This is a genomic window from Aquisalimonas sp. 2447, assembly GCF_012044895.1.
Lineage (GTDB): Bacteria > Pseudomonadota > Gammaproteobacteria > Nitrococcales > Aquisalimonadaceae > Aquisalimonas.
This window is the reverse complement of the sequence record NZ_CP050695.1, coordinates 696,444-721,994: the sequence shown is the minus strand read 5'-3', so window position 1 is coordinate 721,994 and position 25,551 is coordinate 696,444. Positions and strand designations below refer to the sequence as shown.

The following is a 25,551-nucleotide window of genomic DNA, read 5'->3' as shown; positions in this document are numbered from 1 at the left end:
ATGTCCTCCGTACTCGTCTCCCGCCCCTCCGTCAGCCGCGTACCTCGATGACGCAGGCCGGGTCAAAGGGCTTGCCCGGCACCTGTTCGTTAGGGTAACCGCGCTGGTTGCTGATCACGCGCACACCGCAATGGTACAGGTCAGTGTTGGCGTGGGTGTGGCCGTGGATCCACAGCGAAGGCGCCGTCTCCGCCAGCAGGGGATGCAGGTCGCTGACGAATGCCGCGCCGATCTCGTCCATGGAGTACTCGGGATGGGCGCAGTCGATCAGCGGCGCCGCGTGAGTCACCACCACCGCGGGTTCACTGCTGCCCGCCGAGAGGGTCCGATACAACCACTCCCGGGTGTCGCGATGGCACTCCCGGGTCGCCTCCGGCGTCAGGGGCTGCGCATCATCCCCCTCACCCACCAGAATATGCCGGTAGTCCGGCATGTGCTCGACCGCCACGGGCATGGCCTGGGTGGCGGGAATCTGACCATCCCCGGCAAAGTCGGTCCATAGCGTCGCCCCGAGGAAGCGGACGCCGCCGATCACCACCGAGTCCCGCTCCAGTACATACACGCCCGTCCCCAGTGCCGCATCCCGCAGTTCGTCCATCAACCGGGGATACTGGTTACCGTAGAACTCGTGATTGCCGGCGACAAACACCGCGGGAATCCCCAGGCGCTGGGTCTGTTCCGCGGCCCACTCCACGCTCTGCCGGCCGCAGTCGATATCACCACCCAGCACCAGCACATCGGCACCGGCATCGGGCAGGTCCGGCGGCGACTCGCCGGTGACGTGGCGCAGCACTTCGTTATGCAGATCACTGACAACTTGAAGGCGCATGTGCGCGTGATCCTCCCGTTTCGCGGAATCCCGCCAGTGTTGTTGGTGTTCAGGAACCGCCCAGTTGATTATCCAGGGTCGCAAGATACTCGCGAATCCGCTCGGCATTGACCCCGATGTCGCTGCGGCCAATGCGCGAGGCAGAGCGTACGTCCACCGTGACCTCGCCATCCTCGGCACGCAGGCGCACCACCACATCATCCCGAAAGCCGTACCACGGTGTAACGGCCACCGCCTCGATACGGCCAGCATCCCGGTCCGCGGCCACCACCTGCCACTGCATCAAGGCCGCAGCAGCTTCGGCCGCTTCGAACACTTCCCCGAGGGACGCCGTGTAATGACGGGATTCCAGGTCCGGATACGCCTCGCGCTGCTGCGCGGCGAACTCTTCGCCGGGGTATTCCACGGCGTTGGGTGCCTGTTCGCGCTCCTCTGCCAGAGCCTGGAAGGCGGGTACGTCGCGGGTATCCGTGGTGATATCGTGGATGGGTGGTACCGCGTCAGCACGATGCTGCATGTACAACGGCCAGGCGGCCGTCGCCACCCCCATTGCCAGGGCCACCGCGCTGGCAATGACAAAGGGCCGCTGCCGCATCAAAAGCGCCACCAGTAGCATCACGGCACCGAGGGCGGCGGCTGCCGCCCCCATCCAGCCACCAATCTCAAGCATGGTGAACGCCGCCCCCAGCCCCAGCCAACCGAGCTGATACCAGGGGCCGGGCAACAACACCGCCAGGCCACCCAGCGCCCCCAGCGCTATGCCGACGCCAACGGGATAGCGCATCCAGGAGCCGGCAGCCTTACCTTTATTCGCAATTGTCATGTCCACTCCATACGGGCCGCTCAAGGCCGATCACGTCAGTATCCACGCCTGCGCCGCGCCGGGCCAAGACGCTGTGATGCCTTGGCTGGAAATCCAGCACCATCTCAGGTATCACCGGAACCATGAATGCAATGCTTCCTCGCTCTGCCGCTCGCCTGCTGATTCCGCTGCTCCTGCTGGCACTGGGGGCCTGTGGGCCACACAAACAGGAAACCAACCCGCCGGGGCAACCGCCGCAATTGGACCCTGGCGTGGCGACCATGCCCGACGGTACGCGGCTTCCGGTGAGCCGCTGGCGAGCGGAAACCGGGGAGCCGGAGGCCATTATTCTGGGCGTCCACGGCTTCAATGACTACCGGCGCGGCTGGGCGGTGCTGGGCGAGGATCTCCGCGAGCGCGGCATTTCCGTCTACGCCTACGACCAGCGCGGCTTCGGCGCCACCGAGCAACGCGGTATCTGGGCGGGGACAGACCCTCTGACCTCGGATCTGGCCATCATGGCCAATCTGCTGCGGGCCGAATACCCCGACACGCCGCTGTATCTGGCCGGGGAAAGCATGGGCGGCGCCGTCACCCTGGTCACCCAGGCGCGACACCCGGAGCTCCCCGTGGAAGGCACCATTCTGCTGGCACCTGCGGTATGGAGCCGCGGCCACATGCCTTGGTACCAGCGTGCCGGCTTGTGGCTGGCCGCGCGGGTGGCGCCGGAGCGCAAGCTCACCGGCAGCGGCCTGGAAATCCGCCCCTCGGACAACCGCGAGATGCTCCGGAACCTGGGCCGCGACCCTCTGATCCAGCGGGGTGCGCGGGCCGATGCCCTGGAGGGTCTGGCCAATCTGATGGACAACGCCCAGGCCGCTATTCCGGAACACCGTGGACGCACGCTGATCCTCTACGGCGAAAAGGACCAGATCATCCCCCGCCGCCCGACCTGCAACATGTTTCAGCGGCTGCCGAACCCCGAGCAGTGGCGCGCGGTACTCTACGCGGAGGGCTATCACATGCTGACCCGGGATCTGCAGGGCGAGGTGGTCCGGCGCGACATCGGTGACTGGGCACTGGACCCCGCCGGCGACCTCTCTTCCGGCGAGGAGACGGATCTGGACGGTCGTCTGGGCCTGTTCTGCAGCCGCGGGGCCTGAAAGGTTAGTACCGCAGCGGAGCCACGTCGCCGGAGGTCAGCCAGCGCAGGTAGTCGCCGAGGATGGTGGCGTGGTCAAAAGCGAGCTCACCGTGGCTGCGGGGGTCCGCAATGGCGATGGCCACGGCGTCGTCCGCGGCCACCGGTTTCCCGCGCGCATCGGCCACGTAGACGCAGCTCACCGTATGCCCGCGCGGATCACGGGCCGGATCGGAGTACACCCCCAGCAGGCAGAGCAGTTCGACTTGCAGGCCCGTTTCTTCACGCGCCTCCCTGCGCGCCGCATTCTCCACCCGCTCGCCGCGGTCGACGAAGCCACCGGGCAGCGCCAGGCCGTGGGGCGGATTGCGACGTTCAATCAGCACCACCCGGTACGGGTCACCGTCCAGGCGAATGAGGCAGTCAACGGTCAGTAGCGGCGTTTCCGGTACCGGCATGGCGCATCCTTTCCGGGGCGTTCGGGTCAGATCCGGCTCCAGGGCAGCGGCGGGCGGGTGTCCGCGTCCAGTCCCAGCAGGTCGCGCACGGCTTCGGAGTTCTCCGCCGCACACACCGCCGCAGCCTGCTGGCGCGCCTGCGCCGTGTCCGTGGCCTGCACCACCCGCGCCAGCGTGGGAATGAGCCGCGGCGCCATGGAAAAGCGGCGGTAACCCAGCCCCAGCAGCAACGGCAGCACGCCGGGAAGCTGCTGCAGCAAACCGCAGAGCTGCACGGCCTGCTGATCCGTACCGGCGAGTTCCGCAAGGGTCCGCAGGAAACGCAGCAAGGGCGGCGAGTACGGGTCCAGATACCCGGCCACCTCCGGGATGTCGCGATCGGCACCGAACAGGCACTGCATCAGGTCATTGCAGCCGACGGACACCAGCTCCGCCCGTCGGCGCCACTCCGGCATGGCCAGCGCCGCCGCCGGCGTTTCCGCCATGATGCCCACCGGCACCGACGCCGGCAACCAGGCCGAGAGCTGGTGATGCCAGTGGCGGAACTCTTCGGGGCTGGCGACGTACGGGATGAGAACGCGGATATCGTGATCCTGTGCCAGCTCGGCGATAGCCACGGCCTGGGCCTGAACAACGCTTCGCACCGGCTCCACGCCGAACAGCCGTGATCCCTGCATGCCCAGCAGCCCCGCCATACCTGCCATTTCACCGAGCCACGGCGGCCGCTTGTCCACCGAGATGTCCAGCAGGCGCAGGGTCACCGGCAGCGGTGCGGCGGCCCGGCAAATGGCACCGATACTGTCGATGTAGAACGCCGCGTCGGGCTGCTGCCCATGGAGTGGTGTCAGGTACTCGGTGCGCACCATGCCCACCCCGGCAGCCCCCACATCCAGCGCCTCCCGGGCGCCCTGCTCGCCGGTGATGCTCGCCCGCAGCTCCACCGCCACGCCGTCGGCGGTCCGCACCGGCTGCCCCGGGCGCAGGCCCAGGGCGCGACCGTCATCAGGGGCGCTTGCCCCGTTGGCCGGCTCAATGCGGCCGTCACCGCCATCGACGCGGAGCCGTTCACCGACCCGGAGTTCCTCCGCCTGGCGGCGACCGATGATCACAGTGGGTACGCCCAGCCCCTGGAGCTGACTCATGGGGTGAGACAGCGGCGCCCCGCCCACCACCAGCAACCCCGCCGGCCGGCCATTCAGGCGCTCGACGTCGGCATAGTCGATCAGCAGCAACTCGTCGGCGCCGGCACGATGAAGGTCCTTGCTGAGCTGGCCCTCGGCAACTCCGGGGACGAACGGCATGGCTTGAACGGTCATGAGCGATCCTTGGCCAAGGTATCGGAAGGGGCGGCATCTGGATCCATCATGGGCCCGCCACGGCGGCTGCACGTATCCTGCCGCCCTTATTCTAGAGTGGGAGCGCGGTTGGCGTCATGCTGCGGCGCCGTGTAATCCAGTTCCGGCGATAACCGGCGCAGGGCCGCCGGCGGATCGACAAGGAAGCGCTCACCCAGCAAGACAACACCCAGCGGATCACCGGCATCGATGCGCAGGTGCAGCTGCCCCGGTTCATGCACGAACCGCCGTAGCGCCTCGACGCTGGCGTCCAGTTGCTCATCGCCCCACTCCGCCGCCGCCCATTCCAGCTCACCGAGGAGGTTCCCGGCCAGGGTTCGCCCCATCATGCCGCGTTCCCGGGCCAGCTGGTCCAGAACACTGGCGAACAGACCTCGATCGTGCCAGTCGCCTTCCACACCGACCAACTCCAGCCCCGACGCGGGGCCGTCGTAGGGATGATCCAGCATGCCCATGGGCTGCAGATAGAAGCGACCGCGCATGCTGATGCGATCCCCGGAGTGGAGCTCCACGGTGAAGTCGTCGATCCACAGCGCCTGACTGTCTGGATCGAAGCGCATCTCCAGGGTGACATCCCCGACCACGGGACCGTTGACGCCGGTCTCCAGCACCTCCAACGTCCGCGGCCAGCCGCCGCGCACCCAGTAGACATCGTGGAACTGCAGCCGCAGGTGCTCCGGCAGCGGGGTACCACGCCGGTATTCCCGCACACTGACCCGGCGCACCCGCGCATCCGGGAACAGCCCCTCACCGACAATCAGCAGGTCGTGGATGGCAGCGGTGCGCTCCAGCGGGTTCACGGTCACGGCGCGGTAGCGGGCATCCACCTGCGCCGGCAGATCGGCGATGCGGGCATTCACGGCATCGGCGACCCGATACTCCAGGTAGCGCTGCCCGCCGAACAGTGCCACGCCCACCAGCACACCCAGGGTCACCACCACCAGCATGGCGCGGATGGCCTGTCGCATCACCCCCCCAGCCACCAGGCCAGCAACTGCAGGAGCACCAGCGCGTAGATCCCGGCCAGAATGTCATCCACCATGATGCCCAGGCCGCCACCCACGCGTCGGTCCAGCCAGCCGATGGGCCACGGCTTGAGTACGTCGAACACACGGAACAGCGCGAACCCCAGCACCACCCACAGCACCCCCACCGGAGCGGCAATCATGGTGATCAGGAAGCCCGCCACCTCGTCCCACACAATGGCCGGATGATCGTGAACACCGAAATCCCGCGCTGCACGGTCGCAGATCCAGATCCCGGCAATGATGGCCACCAGAGTACCCAGCAAATACCCCCACATGGGCAGGGGCAGCAGGAGCACGTACACGAGGATGCCGGCCAGGGTTCCAACAGTTCCCGGTGCCCTGGGCGCCAGGCCGGTGCCGAATCCCAGTGCCAGGAAATGCACCGGATTGCTCAGCCGGGCACGACCGGCCAGGCTGGGGACGTGCTCGGATTTAGCCATGGCTTACTCCGGAAAGTGCCGGTAGCCGGTGGATTCCAGCGGCACGGGAGCGTTGTCCGACCGCACCAGGCGCAGACCGGGCTCCTGCTGTACGGTGCCGACACGGGTTAGCGCAACACCCAGGCGGCTCGCCAGAGCGTCCAGTTCGTGCAGCCGCGAGCGCGGCAGGGTGAAACAGAGTTCGTAGTCGTCGCCGCCGTTGAGGGCATTGTGCCACTGGCGCTGGCGTCCCCCGAAGCGCACGCCGGGCTCGGACAGGGGCAGGCGGTCCACGTCCAGGGTGGCGCCGACACCGCTGGCCTCCAGGAGATGGGCCAGATCCGCCGCCATACCGTCGGAGATGTCGATGGCGGCGGTGGCGAGACCGCGCAGGGCGCGCCCCAGACTCACCCGCGGGGTCGGCCGGTGCAGGCGGTTGACCAGGTAGGCTACGTCATCGTCTTCACGATCGGCCCGGCCGCGCCACAACTTCAGACCCAGCGCGGCATCCCCAAGGGTCCCGCTCACCACGACGGCGTCCCCGGGCCTTGCCCCGCGGCGCCGCAGGGCCGCGCCCTGGGGGACGAAGCCGACCACCTGGACGGTAATGGTCAGCGGACCGCGCGCCGTGTCGCCCCCCACCAGACGCATCTGGTGGTAGCGGGCGAGCCCCCCCAGGCCTTGGGCAAATCCCTGGAGCCAGGCGTGGTCGACGGCGGGCATCACCAGCGCCAGCTGCAGCCAGGCGGGTTCGGCCCCCATGGCGGCGAGGTCGCTGAGATTCACCGCCAGGGCCTTGTCGCCGACGGTCTCCGCCGGCGCGTTCTCGGGGAAATGCACACCGGCCACCAGGGCATCGGTCGCCATCACCAGCGCCTGCCCCTGGGCGGGCTGGACAACGGCGCCGTCATCACCGACGCCGAACACCACATCGTCGCGGCGGCTGCCGAGATCGCCGAAGTAGGTCCGGATCAGCTCGAATTCCGTCATGCGGGATGCCCCCGGTAACTGGTGGTGCCCGACGCTCAGCGCCGCTGGCGGCCGATCTCCGCCATGCGCATGCCGTGGCCGCGGGCCACCTTGTCCAGCACGCCGTTAATATACTTGTGGCTCGCTTCGGCGCCGAACGCCTTGGCCAGTTCCACTGCTTCAGTGATCACCACCCGGTAGGGGATGTCCAGGCGCTCGTTGAGCTCGTAAGTGCCCATGCGCAGCACCAGCCGCTCCAATGGATCAAGACTCGCCATGGCCCGGTCCAGGTGCGGGTTGATCTGCGCGTCCCACTCCTCCATGCGATCCAGCACGCCGTGGAGCAGCTCCCGGAACAGAGTCAGATCGGTATCGGCCATATCCATGGCCTCTTCCATTTCCCGGTCCGGCTCCACCGCCGGCGGCGCGCTCTGCTTGGCCGACACCTCGCCCTCCGGTTCCGGCAGAAACTGGCCCTCGATATCCCGGGCGCTCTGACCGGTGAGTTGCCACTGATAGAGGGCCTGCAGGGCGCGCTGGCGCGCTGCCCGTCGCTGGCGGTTGTGGTCGTGTCGGTGGCCGCGTCGCGTCACGATTCAGCCGCCAATCCGGCGCAGCAGGCTCACCATTTCCATAGCCGACATGGCGGCCTCGGCGCCCTTGTTGCCGGCCTTGGTGCCGGCACGCTCAATGGCCTGCTCGATGGAATCCACCGTGAGCACACCGAAGGCCACGGGCAGGTCCCGCTGCATGGCCACCTGGCCCAGACCCTTGCTGCACTCGCCGGCAACGTAGTCGAAGTGGGGGGTACCGCCGCGGATCACCGCCCCCAGGGCGATGATGGCGTCAAACGTGCCGGTGGCGGCCACGCGGTCGGTGACCAGTGGCAGCTCCCAGGCACCCGGCGCCCGCACCACGGTGATCTGCTCATCGCCGACACCGTGCCGCCGCAGGGTATCCCGCGCGCCTTCCAGCAGGCTTTCCACCACGAATGCGTTGAACCGCCCCACCACCAGAGCGTAGCGCCCGTCCACGGAGGTGAAATCACCCTCGATCGTTGTCATTTCAGTCATCCCGATTATCCCTGCCGGCTTATGCCGGATCCACGTATTCAACCACTTCCATGCCGAAGCCGGACAGCGCATGCATTCGTTTGGGCGCGCTCAACACCCGCATGCGGCGCACGCCGAGATCGGTGAGAATCTGGGCGCCCTTACCGTAGGTGCGCAGGTCACCGCTGGCCTGGGCGCCGGGCTCGTCTTCACTGCGGTCGGCCTGCCGATGGTACTCGTGCATGCGCTTGAGGATGGCGGAGTCATCCTCGCCACCGCGGAGCACCACGATCACGCCCTCGCCGGCGTCGGCCACCTGGCGCAGCGCGGCGCGCAGCGGCCAGCCACACAACGGCCCGGTGCTGGCGAACACGTCCGACAGGGTGTTCTGCAAATGGACCCGCACCAGACACGGGCTGTCCGGCTCCGGCCGGCCGCGCACCAGGGCAAAGTGCAGGGCGTCGTCGACGTTGTCCTGGTAGGCGTACAGGTGGAACGGTCCGAACTCGGTGGGCAGCTCGCAGTCCGCCACCCGCTCCACGGTGCGCTCGTTGCGCACCCGGTACGCTATGAGATCGGCCACGGTGCCGATCTTGAGGCCATGCTCACGGGCAAAGGTAATGAGATCGTCCCGGCGCGCCATGGTTCCATCCTCGTTGAGGATCTCGACAATCACCGACGACGGCTCGAAACCGGCCATGCGCGCCAGGTCACAGCCCGCCTCGGTGTGCCCGGCGCGGGTGAGCACACCACCGGGCTGTGCCATGAGCGGGAAGATATGCCCCGGCTGGGTGATGTCCTCGGGCTTCGCATGCGGCGCCACGGCGGCCTGCACCGTGCGGGCGCGATCAGCGGCGGAAATGCCGGTGGTCACCCCGGTGCTGGCCTCGATGGAGACGGTAAAGTTGGTGCTCTGGGCCTCATCGGTGCCGCCCACCATCAGCGGCAGGCGCAACTGCTCGCAGCGGTCACGGGTCAGGGTCATGCAGATCAGCCCGCGGCCATAGCGCGCCATGAAGTTGATATCGTCGGGACGCACCATGCTCGAGGCCATGACCAGGTCGCCTTCGTTCTCGCGATCCTCGTCATCCATGATCACCACCATACGCCCCTGGCGCAGGTCCTCGATGATCTCCTGGGTGCTGTTCATGGCCATGGCTGAAATCCTGTCTGCTGGGCACCGGCAACGCCGGCGGGGCTCGATCAGTCGGCGCGGAAGCCGTTACGGGCGAGAAACTCGCGGGTGATGCCACCTGCCCCGGGCGTGGCCGCCTCGTCGCCGAGCATGAGGCGCTCCAGGTAACGGGCAATAACGTCCACTTCCAGGTTCACCGACTGGCCGGGACGATACCCGCCGAAGCGCGTAACGTCCATGGTGTGCGGGACAATATTGACGTCGAAGCAGGCGCCGTCCACGCCGTTCACCGTCAGGCTGACACCGTCGATACAGATGGAACCCTTCTCCGCGATGTAGCGTGCCAGGCGGTCGGGGGCGCGAAAACGGAAACGCCAGGAGCGGCCGTCCTGATAGCGCTCCTCCACCGTGCCGAGACCATCCACGTGGCCACTGACCAGGTGCCCCCCCAGCGGGGTCGACGGTGTCAGGGCCTTTTCCAGGTTCACCGCGCTGCCGATGTCCAGCTGCCCCAGGCTGGTCCGGTCCAGGGTCTCCACGGACACATCCGCGCCGAAGCCGCCGTCGTCGATGCGCACCGCCGTGAGGCAGACACCATTGACGGCGATGCTGTCGCCGACTGCAACGTCCGCCAGCCCCAGGTCCGCAGCCGCAACCTCCAGGCGGACGTCGTCACCCCGGCGCTCGCGGGCGCCGATGGTCCCCATGGCCTGGATGATCCCAGTAAACATCAGCCTTCTCCTGCGACCGGCTCGGGCCGAGCCATGATACGAATATCGTCACCCACCCGCCGCACGTCCAGCAGCGTCAGCTGCCGGCGACCGGCCATGGTCTCCAGCCCCGGCAGCTGCAGCAGCGGCCGCGCCTGATGGCCCATGAGATGCGGCGCCTGGTAGACGATGAACTCATCCACCCAGCCACCACCCAGGAACGCCCCTGCCAGGGTGGGGCCGGACTCCACCAGCACCTCGTTGACCTGTCGCCCGGCCAGCAGTTCCAGCACGGCCTCCAGATCCAGCACGCCATCCCGGGAGGCAATTCGCTCTACCTCGGCTCCCGCGGCCTCCAGGGCAGCCCGCCGCTCGTTGTCCTCGCTGGCGGTGAGGATCAGGACCGGGCCGGGCTCGGCCAGCAGGCGCGCATGCGGCGGTGTCGTCAGACCGGAATCCAGCACCACCCGCAGGGGCGGTGGAATCTCCGCGGCACCGGTCACGTCACGCACGGTGAGCGCCGGATCGTCCGCGCGCACTGTGCCGCTGCCGGTGACAATGGCGCAGGATCGCGCGCGCCAGCGGTGGACGTCCGCCCGAGCGGCGGCGCCGGTGATCCAGCGGCTCTCACCGGAGGCCATGGCGGTACGGCCATCCAGGCTGGCGGCGAGCTTGCAACGCACCCAGGGGCGCCGCCGCAGCATCCGCCGGGCAAAGCCGGCATTCAACACCAGGGCACCGGGCTCAAGCAGCCCCTCACGAACACGGACGCCACCCTGGCGCAGCCGCTCCAGGCCGTTACCGGCCACCGCCGGGTTCGGGTCCCGCATGGCAACAACCACTTCGGCAACGCCTGCCTCCAGCAGCGCATCGCAACACGGCGGCGTGCGGCCGAAATGGGAACAGGGCTCAAGGTTGACATAAACGATGGCACCGCGTGCTTCAGCACCGGCTGCGCGCAGGGCATGCACCTCCGCGTGGGCTTCACCGGTGCGGGCATGCCAGCCCTCACCGACACACTCCCCATCACGCACGATCACGCAGCCGACACGCGGGTTGGGGCGCGCGGTCATGACCCCTCGCTCGGCCAGCCGCAGCGCGTGGGCCATCCACTGGTGATCCTCGGCGCTGAAGGCATCACTGCTCATGGCGGGCACGTCTCGCCTAGGAAGAAGACGAGGGGGAGGAGGACGAGTCCTCGAGCCCCTCGATGACTTCACGGAAGGCGCTGACGTCCTCGAAACTGCGGTAGACCGACGCAAAGCGCACGAAGGCCACCTTGTCCAGCTCGCGCAGCTCTTCCATGACCCACTCGCCGACGTTGCGGCTCGGCACTTCCCGCTCGCCCTGGGCACGGATATTCCGGATGATGCGGTGAATGGCCGCTTCCACCCGCTCGGTATCCACCGGCCGCTTCTCCAGCGACCGCAACATGCCGGTACGCAGCTTGTCCTCGTCGAAGGGCTCGCGGGTGCCGTCCTGCTTCACCATGCGCGGCATCAGCAGTTCCGCCGACTCGAAGGTGGTGAAGCGCTCGCCGCACTGCCCGCACTCCCGGCGCCGACGGACCTGGTCACCCTCCCGCGCGAGGCGCGAGTCGATCACCCGGGTATCCTGCGCCTGGCAGTACGGGCAGCGCATGGCGGATCGTCAGCCCTTGTAGACCGGCTTGCGCGCGCAGATTTCCTTCACCTTCTCCCGCACCGAGGCAATGGTGTCGGCGTCGGTGATGTTATCCAGCACGTCGCAGATCCAGTGGGCCAGCTGTTTGGCATCCTCGACATCGAACCCGCGGGTGGTGATGGCGGGGGTGCCGATACGCAGACCGGAGGTAACGAACGGCGACTGGGGATCGTTGGGCACCGTGTTCTTGTTCACGGTGATGTGCGCCTCGCCCAGGGCGGCGTCCGCATCCTTGCCGGTGAGGCCCCTGGAGACCAGATCGATCAGGAACAGATGATTGTCGGTGCCGCCGGAGACCACGTCGAAACCGCGCTCCTTGACCGTGGCCGCCATGGCCCGGGCATTGTCCACCACCCGCTGCTGGTAGTCCTTGAACTCCGGCTCCAGGGCCTCCTTGAAGGCCACGGCCTTGCCGGCGATGACGTGCATCAGCGGGCCACCCTGGGTGCCCGGGAAGATCAGCGACTGGAACTTCTTGGTGATCTCCGGGTTCTCGCGGGCGACGATCAGGCCACCGCGGGGGCCGCGCAGGGTCTTGTGGGTGGTGGTGGTGCAGGCATCGGCATACGGCACCGGGTTGGGGTACACGCCGGCGGCGATGAGCCCGGAGACGTGAGCCATGTCCACAACCAGATAGGCGCCCACCTTGTCGGCGATCTCGCGGAAGCGGGCCCAGTCCACCACGCGGGAGTAGGCGGAGAAGCCGGCAACGATGATCTTCGGCTTGTGCTCCTGGGCGAGTGCGTCCACCTGCTGGTAGTCGATCTCGCCGGTTTCCGGATCCAGACCGTACTGCACGGCGTTGAAGATCTTGCCGGAGAAGTTGACCTTGGCGCCGTGGGTCAGGTGGCCACCGTGGTCCAGGCTCATGCCCAGAATGGTGTCACCCGGGGAGGCCAGGGCCAGGTAGACCGCAGCGTTGGCCTGGGAGCCGCTGTGCGGCTGCACGTTGGCGTAATCGGCGCCGTAGAGCTGCTTGGCGCGCTCGATCGCCAGACGCTCGGCCTCGTCGACGAATTCACAGCCACCATAGTAGCGCTTGCCGGGATAGCCCTCGGCATACTTGTTGGTAAGCACACTGCCCTGAGCTTCCATCACGCGCGGGCTGGCGTAGTTCTCGGAGGCGATCAGTTCGATGTGCTCTTCCTGACGCACAGTCTCCTTCTGCATGGCATCCCAGAGTTCGGGATCAAAGCTGGCGATGTTCATGTCTTGGTTGAACATTCGGCTCCCTCAACGTTGCCAATAGAAAATCGTGCTGTACCGGGGGGCGGCGGCCCACGACGGGCGCTATTCACTGCCCCGGGGAGGAACAGGACCCCCGGTACGGGAATCGGGTCGCGGCGGCGCCGAGCGCCCGCGCACGCTTCTGAATATCGGAGAGCCTAGCAGTGTAACGTATTCCGGTTACCCCTGCACGGACGCCCACTTTACCCCCGGCGACACCACCGGCGCCGCCTCAGGCAACGGTTGCCCGACAAGGCTGATTCCTCTACAAGGAAACGCGGAACGGTCCGCACGCGCCTCTGCGCGTGCCGAATTCAGCGGTTTCCTGATGCCGGAGCGAGCCACGCCATGCGTAAACCCGTCTCCAAGCTGACCGTCGGCTGGCGCGAGTGGGCCGGGCTCCCGGACCTGGACGTCCCGGAGATCAAGATCAAAGTCGACACCGGCGCGCTCACTTCGGCGCTGCACGCCATCCATGTCCACCGTTTCACCGAGGATGAACGGCCCCGCGTCACCTTCGAGATCCACCCGTTCCAGCGCCGCAGTCACCCGACCATCCGCTGCACGGCGGATCTCGTGGGTGAGCGCCAGGTCACCAGTTCCACGGGGCACCAGGAGTACCGCCCGGTGATCCGCACCAGCATCCTGCTCGCGGGTATAAGCTGGCCCATCGACCTGACCTTGACGAATCGCGATAGCATGGGCTTTCGTATGCTGCTCGGCCGGCGCGCCATGCGCCGCCGGCTACTGGTCAACCCATCCGCCTCGTTCCTCTGCGGTCCGCCCACGGACCCGGACCGAACCACCTGAGCCACGGAGCTGCGCCGCCCGATGAATATCGTCATTCTCTCGCGCAACCGCAAGCTGTACTCCACCCGGCGCCTGGTGGAGGCCGGGGAGGAGCGCGGGCACACCATGCGTGTGGTGGACCCGCTGCGCTGCTACATGAACATCAGCTCCCACAAGCCGGAGATCCACTACCAGGGCGAAGTCCTGGAGATGCCGGACGCGGTGATTCCGCGCATCGGCGCCTCCGTCACCTTCTACGGCACGGCGGTGGTCCGGCAGTTCGAGATGATGGGCGTGTTCCCCCTGAACGAATCCGTGGCCATCAGCCGCTCGCGGGACAAGCTGCGCTCGCTGCAGCTGCTGGCCCGCAAGGGCATCGGCCTGCCGGTGACCGGCTTCGGCTACTCACCGGACGACAACCAGGACCTTATCAACCTGGTGGGCGGCGCGCCGCTGGTGGTCAAACTGCTGGAGGGCACCCAGGGCCGCGGGGTGGTGCTGGCGGAGACGAACAAGGCGGCGGAGAGCGTGATCGACGCCTTCCGCGGCCTCAACGCCTACTTCCTCACCCAGGAGTACATCCGCGAGGCCAACGGCGCGGACATCCGCTGTTTCGTGGTGGGCGACAAGGTGGTGGGCGCGATGATCCGCCAGGCGAAGGATGGCGAGTTCCGCTCCAACGTCCACCGCGGCGGCAGCGTGCGCGCCATCCGCATTACGCCGGAGGAGCGCTCCACGGCGGTCCGCGCGGCCCGCATCATGGGCCTGAACACCTCGGGTGTGGACATCATGCGCTCTAACCACGGGCCGGTGGTGCTGGAAGTAAATTCATCTCCCGGCCTGCAGGGCATCGAGAAGGCGACAAACAAGGACATCGCCGCCTCCGTCATCCAATTCCTGGAGAAGAGCGGGCGCAAGGGGAAGACAAGGACGCGCGGCAAGGGGTAAGCAGCGGTGCTCCTGGTGGCCCGGTGCCGCAACCCCACCATCAAACAACCCGTTTGGTGATGAATGCGCGCGGGACAGCGGTGAGGGCGACTAGCGGAGCCCCGGAGCGCAGGGCGACCGGCCCCGACAGGGGTCGCTTCATGGATGAAGCGACCTGGCGTCAGCACAGGGATGTGCTGTCGCCAGGCCAGTCCGGAGCGGAGGAAACAGGCGGAGCTCCGGAGCCCTCACCGCTGTCCCGCGCGGATTCATCACCAAACACATCTCAAAGGACTGGCCAGCACCGACGCGACAGGTAGAATGTCGCATCATTTCCCGGAACAGCAGGTTCAACTGACCCATGGCGCAGTACATTTACACCATGAATCGGGTGGGCAAGATCGTCCCGCCCAAGCGCGAGATACTCAAGGACATCTCCCTGTCCTTCTTCCCCGGCGCCAAGATCGGCGTGCTCGGCCTCAATGGCTCGGGCAAGTCCACGCTGCTGCGGATCATGGCCGGCGTCGAGAAGGAGTACGAAGGCGAAGCGCGGCCGATGCCCGGCATCAACATCGGCTATCTGCCCCAGGAACCTCAACTGGACCCGGATAAGGACGTACGCGGGAACGTCGAAGAAGGCGTCGCCGAAATCAAGGCGCTGCTGGACGACTTCAATGCCGTCTCCGCGGAAATGGCCGACCCGGACGCCGACTTCGAAGCGCTGATGGAAAAACAGGGCAAGCTGCAGGACAAGATCGACGCCGCCGGCGCCTGGGACCTGGAACGCCAGCTGGAACAGGCCGCCGAGGCCCTGCGCCTGCCCCCCTGGGATGCCGACGTGAACACCATCTCCGGTGGCGAGAAGCGCCGCGTGGCCCTGTGCCGCCTGCTGCTCTCCGGCCCCGACATGCTGTTGCTGGACGAGCCCACCAACCACCTGGACGCCGAATCGGTGGCCTGGCTGGAGCGCTTCCTGGCGGAATTCCCCGGCACCGTCGTGGCCGTCACCCACGACCGCTACTTCCTGGATAACGTCGCCGGCTGGATCCTGGAACTGGATCGCGGCCAGGGCATCCCCTGGCAGGGTAACTACTCCTCCTGGCTGGAGCAGAAGGAAAAGCGCCTGGAGCAGGAAAAGAAGCAGGAGCAGGCCCACCAGCGCGCGGTCAAGGCCGAGCTGGAGTGGGTGCGCACCAACCCCAAGGGGCGCCAGGCCAAGAGCAAGGCGCGCCTGCAGCGCTTCGACGAACTGCAGTCCAAGGAGTTCCAGAAGCGCAACGAGACCCAGGAGCTCTACATTCCCCCGGGCCCGCGCCTGGGTGACAAGGTCATCGAGTTCGACGGCGTCAGTAAGGCGTTCGACAATGAACTCCTCTACGAGGACCTGACCTTCAACCTGCCGCCGGGCGGCATCGTCGGCGTCATCGGCCCCAACGGCGCCGGCAAGACCACGCTGTTCCGCATGATCACCGGGCAGGAGCAGCCGGACTCCGGTGACATCCGCATCGGCGACACCGTCGAGCTTGCCTACGTTGACCAGAGCCGCGACAGCCTGGACGACAGCAAGACCGTCTGGGAGGAAATCTCGGGCGGTCAGGACATCATCCAGGTGGGCAGCTACGAGGTGCAGTCACGCGCCTACGTTGGCCGGTTCAACTTCAAGGGCAGCGAACAGCAGAAGCGCATCGGCGAGCTCTCCGGCGGTGAGCGCAACCGCGTACACCTGGCCAAGCTGTTGCAGAGCGGCGGCAACCTGCTGCTGCTTGACGAGCCCACCAACGACCTGGACGTGGAAACCCTGCGGGCCCTGGAGGAAGCGCTGCTCACTTTCCCCGGCTGCGCCGTGGTGATCTCCCACGACCGCTGGTTCCTGGACCGCGTCAGCACCCACATCCTCGCCTTCGAGGGCGAGAGCCAGGTGGCCTTCGTGGAAGGTAACTATCAGGACTACGAGGCCGACCGGAAGAAGCGCCTGGGCGACGACGACACGCCACACCGGATCAAGTACAAGCGGCTGGCGTAGGGGGTACGGCCGCACGGCCCGATTGGTGCCCGACTTCAGGGAACGGCGGATCTGAAGATCCGCCCTGCGCACTTCAGCCGCGATTTCCAGGAGCATCCCCGGCGGAGGAACCTCCGCCATCGCGGCTGAAGCCGCTCCCACAGCCCAGTAGGGTGCATCTTGATGCACCGCAAATGTGCTTCGACAAACCGCCTCGGGGCGGCATGTCGGGAGAAGGTGCATCAAGATGCACCCTGCGCGGGTTTATAGCCGCCCGCTCTCACCCTCGCCCGTAGACATCCTCGAAGCGCACGATGTCGTCCTCGCCCAGATAGCTGCCGGACTGAACCTCGATCAGCTCCAGCGGGATCTTCCCGGGATTGTCCAGGCGGTGCTGCACTCCCAGCGGAATGTACGTGGACTGGTCCTCGCTCAGCAGGAACTCCTCGCCGTCCCGGGAGATGCGCGCGGTGCCCCGGACCACCACCCAGTGCTCGGCACGGTGGTGGTGCATCTGCAGGGACAGGCTCGCCCCCGGTGTGACGATGATGCGCTTGACCTGGAAGCGCTCGCCACTGGCAATGCTCTCATAGGACCCCCAGGGGCGAACCACGCGGCTGTGGGTCAACGGTTCCGGCCGGCCGTCGGCGCGCAGGCGCTCCACCACCTTCTTCACGTCCTGCACGTGTTCCCGGTCGGCCACCAGCACCGCGTCAGCCGTCTCGACAATCACGGCGTTCTCCATCCCCACCGCCGCCACCAGCCGATGCTCGGAACGGATGTAGCTGTTGCTGGTGCCCTGGGAGAGCACATCGCCGATGGCCACGTTGCCGTCGCCATCCACCGGACTGACCGCCTGCAGCGCCGCCCAGGAACCGAGATCGCTCCAGCCCGGGTCCATGGGCACCACCATGGCGTCATCGGTGCGCTCCATGACCGCGTAGTCAATGGAATCGGAACGGCAGCGGGCGAACGCCTCCGAGTCCAGGCGGATGAAGTCCAGATCACGGCCGGCGCTTTCCAGGGCTTCGCGGCAGGCGGCCACCATGTCCGGCTCGAAGCGTTCCAGTTCCTGGATGTAGCGATCGGCCCGGAACAGAAACAGGCCGCTGTTCCAGAGGTAGTCGCCCGACTCCACGTACTGCCGGGCGGTGGCGGCGTCGGGTTTTTCCACGAACTCGGCGACGGGCACGGGCTCACCGCTGACCCCGCCGCCATTCAGGCGCGCTCGAATGTAGCCGTAGCCGGTCTCCGCATAGGCGGGCCGGATTCCGAAAGTGACCAGCGCGCCCTGCTCCGCCGCAGTGCGGCCGGCGCCGATGGCCTCGCGGAAGGCGGCGGGGTCGGCGATCTGGTGATCCGCCGGCATGACCAGCAGCAGCGCATCCGGATCCCCGGCCAGGGCGTGCAGGGCGCCCGCGCACACGGCGGGCGCCGTGTTGCGCCCCACCGGTTCCAGCAGGATGGCCGCCGCGGGGAGATGCGTGCCGCGGAGCTGTTCCGCCACCAGGAAGCGGTGCGCCTCGTTGCAGATCACCACCGACTGCTCTGCCAGGTCCGGCAGACCGCGCAGTCGCTCCACGGTGCTCTGCAGCATGGTGTGGTCGGGATCGGTCAGCGGCAGCAGCTGCTTCGGGTAGAGTTCGCGGGACAACGGCCACAGCCGCGTGCCCGAGCCCCCGGAGAGCACCAGTGGAGTGATTCTTGTCATTTCATTGCCCGCCATCAGAGGATGGTTCCGGTCCAGAACAGCGCGGCGCACACCAGCACCATGGCCGCGCCGGCGGCGCGCACCGCCAGATCCGGGATACGATCGAGGCGCAGCGCGCCGTCAAGTTTGCCCCCACCGGACTCCTGACCGGGCCAGCGCCCCTTGCCGAGCCGATGCACCAGCGCGAACACCATGTAGACCAGCAGAACGCTGAGCACTCCGAAGAGCAGACCCTGCAACCCGGGCTGGACATTGCGCAGGGGCGCTTCCAGCCACACCGCCAGCGGCCAGGCCACCAGCAGCCCGCCGAACAGCGCCACCAGGTAGAAGAAGAAGGTGATGAACGCCTGGGACAGGGTCGCCGTGAACTTCAGCACCGTCGGCCCCGGCGGCACCCGACGCAGTATCAGGACGACACCGCCGAACAGCAGCAGCGCACCGATGGCCAGTTCCCGTAGCAGGGCGTTCACCGGTCGCAGGGTATGCAGCCACTCCACCGCCGTGCCGTCAAAGGTGCGCGGCATCAGGAGAATGACCACGGCGAACAGGAAGCTCACCGCGGCAAACGGCCAGACATGGGCGACACGGCCGCGCAGGAATTTCCCGGGCGTGACGCGGGCGATATCCGGGGTAGGCAGCATTGTGGGCACTCCTGTGGCAGTCGAACGACGAGTATGCCGGCAGCTGGCGCCGGCACCAAGGGAACGGGGCACATGCCCCCTCAGCAGGTGCCAGGCTCGCCGGGTCCGCCATCAAACTCCAGCTGACTGCACCGCCCGTCTTCGACCTCCAGGTTCTCGGACTCCTCGAACTCGATACCGTCGACAGAGTCCGGGCTGTCCTGATCGGCCTCGCAGGTATACCAGACCGTGTACTCACCGCTGGGGAAATAAGGCATGAACACGTCCGACCTCTGCGACTCCGGGCGAAGCGTGAACCATGGCGCATCGGTTGCGCCCAACTCCGCAGCATCCTGATTCTCGCCTTCGTAGAAGTAGAGACCGAGTTCCGAGCAAGGCGGTCGCTGTCTTATCAGCAGGGAACCACTGGTTGCGTCGGTGGTAACAAAACGCCCGGGCTCAAGTTCGAAACGGCCATCGACTTCCTTAAGGCCCAGGTGAAGGTCCACAGTCAGGATGAGTTCCTCGCCACCCTCCCCATCCAAGCGGAAGTTCGATTCGACATCCAGCCGTTCGCCATCTCCCGCGGCCTCGACCGGGACGGTACCACCCGCGAGATTGGTAACAGTACTCTGCTCCGTATCGATCACCAGCGTCAGGCGTTGATAGTCCCCGGCAGGCAATGACTCGCGCGAGAACACGACCCGCGCCTGAGGATCCGCCACCTCATCGGCAGGCAGTAGATCCACGGTCTGCGGGTTGCCGCTGAGATCGACTTCGCGAACATTGCCGTTGGCGCGCTCCAGTTCGACGGCCTCCACCGCGAGAACCACCCGAGACACAGGTGCGTGCGGCACTTCCTGGATGGCGAAGGTCACTTCGCCGTCACCCTCGTCATCGGTTTCCGGCAGGTAGAGCTTGCAGGCGCTCAGAACAACAGCGGCCGCCGACACCAGTGCCAGCGGCCGCAACCAATGGGTATTCCGCGATTCCATCCGGACACGCTCCGTTCCTATTACAGAGAAAACAGCGTGCCAGATTTCGCGGCGGGGTTCACAGGTTCTGCTGCGTCGTCTCCCCGGCCTCGATGGTCACCGCGGCCTCGGACTGGAAGTTCAAGTCGTCGGCCTCTTCCGGATCGTCCCGTTCTGCGTCACAGGTGAAGGCGATCCGATACGTACCTGCGGTGAGAAAGCCCACACGGTATGCCCAGGTCTCGGTACCCTCCGCCGCGGACTCTTCCGTCTGCTTCACGAGAGCAGTGGTGACCGGGTCCCCGTTTTCATCACGGATATCCCTGGGATCCTGTTCCGGATCATCGAACACATAGACCGCGTTGCCGCCCGTGCAAGCGTCGTTGTTGGCATCGACCAGGTCCGGGTCGATTTCGCCCTCCAGATGGCCAACCTCCGTGTTGTCAACCAGCCGCAGAGCCGGGCGCAGGAAATAGTAATCGTTAGCGACCCAGGGCTCCCCCTTGGGCCGGGTAATGGCCTTGCGCAGATCGAAGTCCACCGTCAAGGAGGCCTCGCCATCCGCAGGAACGACAAAACCACTCACCAATTTCAGCCCGGTCTGCAAACCACTGGGGACCGCTAGGGGGGATGGTGTACGATCCGGGAATTCAATGGTGGACGTCGTACCCAGCACAGATGCCGGCGGCCCATCCGAGAGTCCGCCCGGTTCCAAGTGAAGGCGGATCTGCTCATACTCACCGGCGGGCACTTCGTGGTCTTCGAAGAGCCACTCGTGATCGCTGCCCTGCTGTGCGAGTAGGTCAATTGTACGCACATCATCGAACTCGTAGACGACAGGCTCCCCCTCTACGGGTCGCAACTCGACGCTGGTAAAACGAACCAACACTCTTTCAGCGTCATCGACCGGCGCGTCCGTCACAGCCAGGGACATCTGACCGGTGTCGCCCCCAGTTGACGAATCGTCACTGCTCAAACAGGCCGTGATCAGGAAAGGTACTGCCAGCAAGGTGGCGAGTAACGGAATCTTCTGGTGTTGCATCGTGCCCCCCGGTGAATGACAGGGCGAATGGGCCCTGTTGGTAAGTTGCCACCTTGGTTGTACAGAAATGGACCGGTCCATCCAAATTGACGTCACATGGCGACGTTCTTCGGCTCCGGCCGCCACGAATTGCTATGCTCTGCGCCCATCCCTGTCAGCGACAGCGCCTGAGCCATGCGTTTTTCCGAGCTCCCCATTGATACCCTCCGGGACGATTTCGAGCGGGCCCTGGACGCCGGCCATGTGGTGGTCACTGCCGCCACCGGCACCGGCAAGTCCACGCGCCTGCCGTTGTGGGCGGCACGGTCCGGGCGCGTACTGGTGGTGGAGCCTCGGCGGGTGGCGGCGGTGAGCCTGGCGCTGCGCATCGCCGAGGAGTCCGGTGAGCGTGCCGGCGAACGGATCGGTTACGCGGTGCGACTGGACACCCGCCATGGGCCCGAGACGGAAATCTGTTTCGTCACCCCGGGGATTGCCCTCAACTGGCTGGCCGAGTCGGGGCTGTCGCAATTCGCCACCGTTGTTCTGGACGAGTTCCACGAGCGCCGCTGGGATACGGACCTGCTGCTGGCGCTGCTGCAGGCCCGGGGGCAGCACCGGCTGGTGCTGACCTCTGCCACCGTGGACGGTGAGCGCCTGGCCTCGTTCCTCCATGGACACCACCTGGAAGCGCCCGGCCAGGGGCATCCGGTCACGGTACACCACCTGGCCGAGGGGCCTCGGGAGATGCCCGCGTCAAAAGACCTGGCTGCGCGGATGGCGGCGGCGGTGCAGCGAGCGCTGCAGGAGACCGACGGCGACGTGCTCGCCTTTCTCCCCGGCCGCGGTGAAATCCGCGCCACGGCCCAACAGTTGGACGGCATTGACGCGGATGTAGTGCCGCTGCACGGGTCCGCGTCCATCAGGGAACAGGAGCGCGCCCTGCGCAGTGGTGGACGGCGCCGCGCGGTCCTGGCCACCAACGTCGCCGAGACATCGCTGACGGTACCGGGCGTGACTGCCGTGGTGGACAGCGGTCTGGAACGGCGTACGGCACAGCGCAACGGCCGTACGGTGCTGACCCTTCAACCCATTGCCCGCGCCAATGCGGACCAGCGCCGCGGGCGCGCGGGACGCACCCAGCCCGGCGTCTGCCTGCGGCTGTGGGGCAGTCAGGCACCGCTACAGGCGGCGGCACCACCGGAGACGCAGCGGGAGGATCTCGCCGACCTGGTGCTGGCGGCCGCGGTGTCGGACACGCCGGTGATGACACTGACCTTCCCCGACCCGCCCCGGGCCCAGAGCCTGGAGCGGGCGGAACGGGCGCTGACAGCGATGGGGGCCCTTGATGCGGCGGGACAGGCCACGGCGCTCGGCCGCCGCCTGTTCGCCCTGCCGGTGGATACGCAGTTCGCCGCTCTGATCCTGGCCATGCCGGACCAGGATACCGCCGGGTTCATGGCGGACCTGGCCGCAGGCCTTCATGCAGGGCCCGCCCTGGCCACCGTGACCGGCGACCCCGACGATCGGGAACGCCTGCAGAAGATGCTGCGGCGGCGCTGCGATGCCACCCTGCGGGTTGCCGCACTCCGGGGGCTGGATCTGCCGGGGGTGACCGTGGGTCGCCGGGCCCGTGACGAGGCCCTGGCGCTGGCCGAGCACCTCCGGGAACAGCTGGGCCTACCCGCGGTTCCGGGGGATCTGGATCCCGGAATCATTGAACAGGCACTGGCTGCAGCCGCCGGCAGCGCCCCCGTGATGGCCTTCGTACGCCGGGAGAAACGCCGCGAGGCACTGGGTAACGGCCACGGGGAACTGTTTCCGGGCCGCGAAAGCCTGTTCGGCGAGGCGGACGAGGCGGCAATGGTGTTCGACGATCTCAGCGTCCCGGGCCGCGGCACCCGCCAGACCATCACCGTGGCCACCTGCATGGCGCCGATTCCCCTGAAAACACTCATCGACCAGGGGCTTGCCGAAGTGGACATCGACAATCCCACGCTGCGGAAAGGACAACTGCTCTGCACACAGACCTGGCGCTACGCGGGTCGCGCGCTTCGCACCGAGGAGCTGGAACCGTCCGGTGCCGAGGCGCGCCGCGCGGCGACGGAACTGATTCTGCAGGGGCGCCTGCTGAAGCCCGCCGGAAGGCGGCTGAAGGACGACGTTCAGGCCTGGGAGATCTATCAGGCGCTGAACGCCCTCAACGAGCCCGCACCGGAGCCACGGCAATGGCTCCAGGAGCGCCTGACGGCTCTGGGCGTGGAGGACGCCCAGGACCTGGAACTCCTGAGCGCGGAGGATCTTCGCTTCCCGGGCATCCCCGAGTGGGAACGCGAGCGCTTCGACGAGCGTTACCCACGCCACTGGTCACTGCGGGACCTGGAACTGGCCATCCACTATGACGTCGCACGCAAACGCATTACCGCCGAGCAGGTGGGTGGCAGTGCCCGCAAACCACCTGAACGCTGGCAGCTCCCCGCCTGGCCCGGGTGGCGGATCTATTTCCGCAAGGCCAGCCGGGAGGTCGAAATCCGCTGAGTCACGAGGCGCCTGCGGGCAGGGAACGCAATGCTGTGATGCAATCGACAGCACCCACCTGACGTTTTGCATAGCGTAAACCGCCCTGATACGTCCCACCACATGGTGCGCGGATCGATGCCCATGGACACGAAGCCGGCGACGACGTGCTGCGGCAACTCGGGCAGCTGCTGTCTCACAGCAGTCGGGCCGGAGACACCGTAGGGCGATGGGGCGGCGAAGAGTTCACGCTGCTGATGCCCGATACGCTCGCCGCCGACGCCCGGAGCGGCGCCCTGGCGCTCAGCCGCCTGGTTGCGACGCACTCGTTTGCCCTGCCGCGTGGCATCACGCTAAGTTGCGGAATCACGGAAGTTGCCGATAACGATTCCATCAGGGCGCTGATGCGCCGGGCGGACCGTGCCCTTTACCGGGCGAAGGAAAACGGCAAGAACCAGGTGGACGTGGAACTTGTCCGTTGATTGCATACTGATAAAGAGGGTGTGTACGAATGGCATGTCCCGGCTGTGAAGTCGTCCCAACCATCGAAAGCAATACCAGTCGCCTGTATCTGGCGCCTAAGCTGGCGCACACGCGGGCCACAGCCATCCGACAGCTCCGGGATCGGGGCTGGGTAGTCGAGTTCCTGGACGACAACGTGTTCTACCTGAAGCTCAGCGAAGCACATGCCGAGGCGGCCCTGGATGACCTCTCCTGGATGCTGTCACGGCCGGAGCAGTCCAACTGCCCGGCACTGCTGCTCTCGGAACGCGAGGAATTCGGCGTGCAGCACCTGGGCAGCACGGTGCCACTCGCCGTTCTGATCGCCCGGCAGGAAAACCGCTGGCTCGGCGATTTGCTCAGCGAGGACCGCCTGAAGATGCATTTCCAGCCGATTCTCCACGCCGAGTCCGGTCACGACATCTTCGCCTACGAGTGCCTGGCACGGGGCATTGGACGCGATGGGGGCATAATCAGTCCCGGACAGTTGTTTCCGGCAGCCCGAGCCAGCGACCTGATGTTCCATCTGGACCGGGCGGCGCGCATCGCGGCCATCCGGCAGGCCGCCGAGAACGGGATCCAGGAGAACGTGTTCATCAACTTCAACCCCACCTCGGTCTACGATCCGGTGTTCTGCCTGCAGACCACCTTTGATGAGGTGGAGCGCCACGGCTCTTCGCCATCACGATATGTCTTCGAGGTCGTGGAGACGGATCTGGTCGAGGATCCCGGCCATCTGGAGGGGATTCTGCGGGAATATCGCCGCCACGGTTTCCGCGTGGCCCTGGACGACCTCGGCGCGGGCTACGGATCCCTCAACCTGATGCAGAGCATCCGACCGGACTTCGTGAAGCTGGACCGCGGCATGGTGGACGGTGTCAGCCACGACAGCTACCGGGCATCCATCACTTCACGGCTGATCGACATGGCGCGGGAACTGGAAGTCGCGGTGATCGCGGAGGGCATCGAGACCCGGGAGGACTGGGAGTGGCTGCGCAGGCACCACGTGGACTACGTCCAGGGATTCTATTTCGCCCGCCCCGCTGCCGAGCCGCCACGACCGGGTTAGCGCTCCGGCACCGGTCATCCGGCAGATACCATGAACAAAAACGCCGGCCCGAGGGCCGGCGTTTTCTCTCAACCCGCGGCGCTGCGCCGCGGACAAAGCCCGTCTTACTTGGCCTGGGCGGCCTGCTTGCCGGTGCTCTTGGAGCCGCCAGTCTTGCTGGTGGCCGCCTTCTGCACGCCCTGGGCGTTCTGCTGGGACAGCTTCTGCGCCTCTTCGGCAAACTTCTGGTTCAGCGCCACTACCTTCTCGGCGTCGCCCTTCACGCGATCACCAAGCTCCTTGGCGACTTCCTGCTGACCCTGGACGTACTTCTGCACGTCCTGCGGTTCGCGGATGTCCAGCGCGGTGCGGACCTGGCGGATGCCGAGATCGGTGTAGGCCTTGGCAGCGTCCATCTGCGTGGAGACCAGGGAGTCCAGGTGATTGACGCTCAGCTCGGCAAAAGCGCGGGCCGGGCCGCCGAAGAGCTTGTCGAACTGTTCGTTGAACTGATTGATGGTCGGATTCGTCATAGTGCACCTCCGTCGATGCGTTGATTGACCAAGGCGTGGAGCCCTTCTCCAACCTTGTTGCGGTGCATCATATATCATGATTTGGTGCATTGCAACATCT

General features: G+C 66.7%; 26 protein-coding genes. 7 read left to right on the top strand and 19 right to left on the bottom strand.

Annotation, left to right across the window (positions count from 1 at the left end):
* Window positions 1-31: 31 nt before the first annotated feature.
* Both KU884_RS03305 and KU884_RS03300 read right to left on the bottom strand, forming a co-directional pair.
* The gene (locus tag KU884_RS03305) at window positions 32-829 is read right to left on the bottom strand and encodes a metallophosphoesterase (protein WP_167781286.1); all 798 of its coding nucleotides are present in this window, start codon (window positions 827-829) and stop codon (window positions 32-34) included.
* 49 nt (window positions 830-878) lie between these two features.
* Window positions 879-1,652, bottom strand: coding sequence for a DUF1499 domain-containing protein (locus tag KU884_RS03300; RefSeq protein WP_254432156.1), 774 nt, complete (start codon window positions 1,650-1,652; stop codon window positions 879-881).
* Window positions 1,653-1,774: 122 nt separating this feature from the next.
* On the opposite strand from KU884_RS03300, the gene KU884_RS03295 reads away from it, so the two are divergent.
* Window positions 1,775-2,794 (top strand): alpha/beta hydrolase, encoded by a 1,020-nt coding sequence (locus tag KU884_RS03295; RefSeq protein WP_254432155.1) that lies wholly within the window; start codon window positions 1,775-1,777, stop codon window positions 2,792-2,794.
* Window positions 2,795-2,798: 4 nt separating this feature from the next.
* Here the strand turns inward: KU884_RS03295 and KU884_RS03290 are convergent, their stop codons facing one another.
* The 12 genes from KU884_RS03290 to glyA all read right to left on the bottom strand — a co-directional run bounded on the left by KU884_RS03290 (window position 2,799) and on the right by glyA (window position 12,805).
* Entirely contained in the window at window positions 2,799-3,230 is a 432-nt protein-coding gene (locus tag KU884_RS03290) for an NUDIX hydrolase (RefSeq protein ID WP_167781285.1), read from the bottom strand.
* 26 nt (window positions 3,231-3,256) lie between these two features.
* A complete protein-coding gene (locus KU884_RS03285) occupies window positions 3,257-4,546 on the bottom strand; it encodes a putative PEP-binding protein (protein WP_167781284.1) in 1,290 nt (429 codons plus the stop codon).
* Window positions 4,547-4,632: 86 nt separating this feature from the next.
* Complete coding sequence (locus tag KU884_RS03280) at window positions 4,633-5,553, bottom strand: hypothetical protein (RefSeq protein WP_167781283.1); 921 nt, start codon at window positions 5,551-5,553, stop codon at window positions 4,633-4,635.
* Window positions 5,553-6,053, bottom strand: coding sequence for a phosphatidylglycerophosphatase A (locus KU884_RS03275; RefSeq protein WP_167781282.1), 501 nt, complete (start codon window positions 6,051-6,053; stop codon window positions 5,553-5,555). Before KU884_RS03275 ends, KU884_RS03280 begins: the two co-directional genes overlap by 1 nt.
* Before the next feature lie 3 nt (window positions 6,054-6,056).
* The gene (gene thiL, locus KU884_RS03270) at window positions 6,057-7,022 is read right to left on the bottom strand and encodes a thiamine-phosphate kinase (RefSeq protein ID WP_167781281.1); all 966 of its coding nucleotides are present in this window, start codon (window positions 7,020-7,022) and stop codon (window positions 6,057-6,059) included.
* A 35-nt stretch (window positions 7,023-7,057) separates the two neighbouring features.
* On the bottom strand, window positions 7,058-7,594 hold the full coding sequence (gene nusB / locus KU884_RS03265) for a transcription antitermination factor NusB (protein WP_167781280.1): 537 nt from the start codon (window positions 7,592-7,594) through the stop codon (window positions 7,058-7,060).
* Window positions 7,595-7,597: 3 nt separating this feature from the next.
* On the bottom strand, window positions 7,598-8,074 hold the full coding sequence (ribE, locus tag KU884_RS03260; protein ID WP_167781279.1) for a 6,7-dimethyl-8-ribityllumazine synthase: 477 nt from the start codon (window positions 8,072-8,074) through the stop codon (window positions 7,598-7,600).
* A gap of 19 nt (window positions 8,075-8,093) precedes the next feature.
* Window positions 8,094-9,209 carry a bifunctional 3,4-dihydroxy-2-butanone-4-phosphate synthase/GTP cyclohydrolase II gene (gene ribBA / locus KU884_RS03255; protein WP_167781278.1) on the bottom strand — a complete coding sequence of 372 codons (1,116 nt, stop codon included), beginning with the start codon at window positions 9,207-9,209 and terminating at the stop codon, window positions 8,094-8,096.
* A 47-nt stretch (window positions 9,210-9,256) separates the two neighbouring features.
* The gene (locus KU884_RS03250) at window positions 9,257-9,919 is read right to left on the bottom strand and encodes a riboflavin synthase (RefSeq protein ID WP_167781277.1); all 663 of its coding nucleotides are present in this window, start codon (window positions 9,917-9,919) and stop codon (window positions 9,257-9,259) included.
* Window positions 9,919-11,046, bottom strand: a complete 1,128-nt coding sequence (gene ribD / locus KU884_RS03245; protein ID WP_167781276.1) for a bifunctional diaminohydroxyphosphoribosylaminopyrimidine deaminase/5-amino-6-(5-phosphoribosylamino)uracil reductase RibD — start codon at window positions 11,044-11,046, stop codon at window positions 9,919-9,921. The genes KU884_RS03250 and ribD overlap by 1 nt, the downstream gene beginning before the upstream one ends.
* Window positions 11,047-11,062: 16 nt before the next feature.
* Complete coding sequence (gene nrdR / locus KU884_RS03240) at window positions 11,063-11,539, bottom strand: transcriptional regulator NrdR (protein ID WP_167781275.1); 477 nt, start codon at window positions 11,537-11,539, stop codon at window positions 11,063-11,065.
* A 9-nt stretch (window positions 11,540-11,548) separates the two neighbouring features.
* The gene (gene glyA, locus KU884_RS03235; RefSeq protein WP_167781274.1) at window positions 11,549-12,805 is read right to left on the bottom strand and encodes a serine hydroxymethyltransferase; all 1,257 of its coding nucleotides are present in this window, start codon (window positions 12,803-12,805) and stop codon (window positions 11,549-11,551) included.
* Window positions 12,806-13,156: 351 nt separating this feature from the next.
* On the opposite strand from glyA, the gene KU884_RS03230 reads away from it, so the two are divergent.
* The 3 genes from KU884_RS03230 (at window position 13,157) to ettA (ending at window position 16,547) form a co-directional block, all read left to right on the top strand.
* Window positions 13,157-13,618 carry a RimK/LysX family protein gene (locus KU884_RS03230; protein ID WP_167781273.1) on the top strand — a complete coding sequence of 154 codons (462 nt, stop codon included), beginning with the start codon at window positions 13,157-13,159 and terminating at the stop codon, window positions 13,616-13,618.
* 21 nt (window positions 13,619-13,639) lie between these two features.
* A complete protein-coding gene (gene rimK / locus KU884_RS03225; RefSeq protein ID WP_167781272.1) occupies window positions 13,640-14,545 on the top strand; it encodes a 30S ribosomal protein S6--L-glutamate ligase in 906 nt (301 codons plus the stop codon).
* 340 nt (window positions 14,546-14,885) lie between these two features.
* Window positions 14,886-16,547: an energy-dependent translational throttle protein EttA gene (gene ettA, locus KU884_RS03220; protein ID WP_167781271.1), complete on the top strand. Its 1,662-nt coding sequence runs from the start codon at window positions 14,886-14,888 to the stop codon at window positions 16,545-16,547.
* Between the two features lie 259 nt (window positions 16,548-16,806).
* Here the strand turns inward: ettA and KU884_RS03215 are convergent, their stop codons facing one another.
* From KU884_RS03215 to KU884_RS03200, 4 genes are all read right to left on the bottom strand, one after another.
* Window positions 16,807-18,237: a mannose-1-phosphate guanylyltransferase/mannose-6-phosphate isomerase gene (locus KU884_RS03215; RefSeq protein WP_167781270.1), complete on the bottom strand. Its 1,431-nt coding sequence runs from the start codon at window positions 18,235-18,237 to the stop codon at window positions 16,807-16,809.
* Window positions 18,238-18,251: 14 nt separating this feature from the next.
* Complete coding sequence (locus KU884_RS03210; protein ID WP_167781269.1) at window positions 18,252-18,878, bottom strand: hypothetical protein; 627 nt, start codon at window positions 18,876-18,878, stop codon at window positions 18,252-18,254.
* Between the two features lie 80 nt (window positions 18,879-18,958).
* On the bottom strand, window positions 18,959-19,852 hold the full coding sequence (locus KU884_RS03205; RefSeq protein WP_167781268.1) for a DUF4382 domain-containing protein: 894 nt from the start codon (window positions 19,850-19,852) through the stop codon (window positions 18,959-18,961).
* A 58-nt stretch (window positions 19,853-19,910) separates the two neighbouring features.
* Window positions 19,911-20,873: a DUF4382 domain-containing protein gene (locus tag KU884_RS03200; protein ID WP_254432154.1), complete on the bottom strand. Its 963-nt coding sequence runs from the start codon at window positions 20,871-20,873 to the stop codon at window positions 19,911-19,913.
* Between the two features lie 174 nt (window positions 20,874-21,047).
* On the opposite strand from KU884_RS03200, the gene KU884_RS03195 reads away from it, so the two are divergent.
* The 3 genes from KU884_RS03195 (at window position 21,048) to KU884_RS03185 (ending at window position 24,939) form a co-directional block, all read left to right on the top strand.
* On the top strand, window positions 21,048-23,390 hold the full coding sequence (locus KU884_RS03195; RefSeq protein WP_167781267.1) for a helicase-related protein: 2,343 nt from the start codon (window positions 21,048-21,050) through the stop codon (window positions 23,388-23,390).
* A gap of 146 nt (window positions 23,391-23,536) precedes the next feature.
* Window positions 23,537-23,851 (top strand): GGDEF domain-containing protein, encoded by a 315-nt coding sequence (locus tag KU884_RS03190; RefSeq protein WP_167781266.1) that lies wholly within the window; start codon window positions 23,537-23,539, stop codon window positions 23,849-23,851.
* Between the two features lie 29 nt (window positions 23,852-23,880).
* Window positions 23,881-24,939: an EAL domain-containing protein gene (locus KU884_RS03185; RefSeq protein ID WP_167781265.1), complete on the top strand. Its 1,059-nt coding sequence runs from the start codon at window positions 23,881-23,883 to the stop codon at window positions 24,937-24,939.
* 104 nt (window positions 24,940-25,043) lie between these two features.
* On the opposite strand, the gene KU884_RS03180 is transcribed toward KU884_RS03185, so the two are convergent.
* Entirely contained in the window at window positions 25,044-25,451 is a 408-nt protein-coding gene (locus tag KU884_RS03180; RefSeq protein ID WP_167781264.1) for a phasin family protein, read from the bottom strand.
* Between the last annotated feature and the right edge of the window lie 100 nt (window positions 25,452-25,551).